Source organism: Neisseria sp. P0021.S005, assembly GCF_051956955.1.
The window spans coordinates 1-1,730 of the sequence record NZ_JBQCWY010000650.1; the positions used below are offsets into that span (position 1 = coordinate 1).

Sequence of the window (1,730 nt, forward strand, 5' to 3'; positions counted from 1 at the left end):
GGACTATTCAGGCGAAACCGAAGAAATCGGCAAAAACGTCGGCGACGATTTGGCAGAAGGCAAACCTACCCTGCCATTGATTTACCTGATGCGAAACGGCTCCGAGCAGGCCGCCAACGATGTGCGCTATGCTTTGGAAAATGCCGACCGCAGCTATTTTGAAAAAATCCACGACTATGTCGTCAACTCCGACGCTTTGCCGTATTCGATTTCTGAAGCGAAAAAAGCCGTTGACAAAGCCATCGCTTCATTGGACGTGTTGCCTGACAGCGAAGTCAAAGAAGCCATGATCCAACTGGCAAAAGAATCTTTAGCCCGAGTATCTTAATCCGATGAATTTCAGCTTTGTCCCTTTGTTTCTGGTTACGCTGATTTTTTTGGGCGTCGTCAGCAACAACAACTCGATTACGATTTCGGCGGCGGTATTGCTGCTCATGCAGCAGACGGCCTTGTCGCAATATCTTCCCTTGGTGGAAAAACACGGTTTGCATCTGGGCATCATCCTGCTGACCATCGGCGTATTGAGTCCGTTGGTTTCCGGTAAAATCCAGATTCCGCCGGTTTCCGAGTTTATCAATTTCAAAATGATTGCTGCCGTCCTTATCGGCATTTTGGTTGCCTGGCTTGCCGGACGCGGCGTTCCATTGATGAGCGAACAGCCTGTTTTGGTAACCGGATTATTAATCGGCACGGTCATCGGCGTTGCCTTTGTCGGCGGCATTCCGGTCGGCCCTTTGATTGCCGCCGGCTTATTGTCTTTTTTTGCTGGAAAGGTTTAAAATCCCCTCCTTTACCGCCTCGCCATAGTTCAACGGATAGAACGTATGCCTCCTAAGCGTAAAATACAGGTTCGATTCCTGTTGGCGAGGCCACAGTTTCAAGAAAAGCCTTCATACTTTGAAAGGCTTTTTTATTATCAACAATAAAGGCCGTCTGAAACTTTTCAGACGGCCTTCTCATTTCGCCAAACCGTTAACCCGGACGACCATCCGAACGCGGACGGATCAGCCAAGGAATATATTTCCATGCGTACAACAGCAAAGAGGCGGCAAACAAAGCGGCGGAGCAACGAATACTGTGCGTGTATGCCGTACCGCTCACAAAGGTAGCCAAAACACGGACAACCGTTGCGGCAATCATCAGCCAAAAGGCGACAGGAACCACTTTAGGCGGCGGATAAATGGAGTTGCCGGTATGGCCAAGCGCAGTTCGCGCCATCATGCCCAAAGTCAGCACGCCGATACCGCCAACGCCGATAAGGTGCACACCCAAATTCAGGAAACTTGGAATCCAATAAGAAAGACCGACCGCAATCAAGCCCAAGCCAGTAAACAGATAGCCGGCAAACAAAATCCAAAGCATAGGCTCTTTCAGCACGGCTTTATACCACCAGCGGTACACCTGCACGGTAAAAATCACACCGGCAGCCAACGCAAACAACGCGGCCAGTCCCGGCAAAATGTTATGCGCCATCAGCATGGCGGTCAGCATAGGCAGCCAAAGTGAAGCATGCGCCACCCATTGAGGGCTGGGGATTTGCGGCACGTTCAGGCGTTTGGACGTAAAGAACGAGATAATCCGCATACCGATCAAACCAATAAAACCGGCCACCATAATCAAACCGGATTGCAAACCGGTCATCAGCGCAATGGCATCAAACGGCTGCACTTTCAGATGGAAGGCGAAATGGGTGCCGCCCAAAACAAAAATAGCGAACACGGCAACATAGT

Annotated in this window: 3 protein-coding genes and 1 tRNA gene; 3 read left to right on the forward strand and 1 reads right to left on the reverse strand. The window is 50.3% G+C overall.

What is annotated here, in order from left to right; genetic code table 11:
• From ACTHUE_RS17900 to ACTHUE_RS17910, 3 genes are all read left to right on the forward strand, one after another.
• Positions 1-328, forward strand: a 328-nt coding sequence (locus tag ACTHUE_RS17900; protein ID WP_440424092.1) for a polyprenyl synthetase family protein, incomplete at its 5' end; no start/stop codon positions are given.
• A gap of 4 nt (positions 329-332) precedes the next feature.
• Complete coding sequence (locus tag ACTHUE_RS17905; RefSeq protein ID WP_004518807.1) at positions 333-779, forward strand: DUF441 domain-containing protein; 447 nt, start codon at positions 333-335, stop codon at positions 777-779.
• 18 nt (positions 780-797) lie between these two features.
• Positions 798-872 (forward strand) — tRNA-Arg (locus ACTHUE_RS17910).
• Positions 873-972: 100 nt separating this feature from the next.
• Here ACTHUE_RS17910 and ACTHUE_RS17915 read toward each other — a convergent pair.
• The coding region (locus ACTHUE_RS17915) for an NnrS family protein (protein WP_440424093.1) at positions 973-1,730 on the reverse strand (758 nt) is incomplete at its 5' end.